This is a genomic window from Xylophilus sp. ASV27, assembly GCF_016428875.1.
Taxonomy (GTDB): Bacteria; Pseudomonadota; Gammaproteobacteria; order Burkholderiales; family Burkholderiaceae_C; genus Xylophilus.
In genome coordinates this window covers 1-379 of the sequence record NZ_JAELTO010000329.1, presented here as the reverse complement: position 1 = coordinate 379, position 379 = coordinate 1, and the positions used below count along the sequence as shown (strand labels likewise).

The following is a 379-nucleotide window of genomic DNA, read 5'->3' as shown; positions in this document are numbered from 1 at the left end:
CCCCCCCCCCCCCCCCCCCCCCCCCCCCCCCCCCCCCCCCCCCCCCCCCCCCCCCCTTCTCCAGCCCCCGACGCAATACCAGAGTTCCTGTACGGTCTCGTGGGCTCGGAGATGTGTATAAGAGACAGACGTTGACGTGCACGAACAGCTCCTTCTCGAAATTGAGCAGGAACAGGCGCACGCGGGTGTTCTGCGCCGGCTCGCCCATCCACTGCAGGTAATTCACCAGATCACCAACCGACTGGTCGAACCTGTCTCTTATACACATCTGACGCTGCCGACGAAGAGAACCTAGTGGAGATGGGGGGGGTCGGCGGGTCGGTGGGGGGGGGGGGGGGGGGGGGGGGGGGGGGGGGGGGGGGGGGGGGGGGGGGGGGGG

Annotated in this window: 1 pseudogene; it reads right to left on the bottom strand. The window is 70.4% G+C overall.

The window, feature by feature from the left end:
* Positions 1-379: pseudogene (locus tag JHD63_RS24365) on the bottom strand (hypothetical protein); the annotation flags it as partial.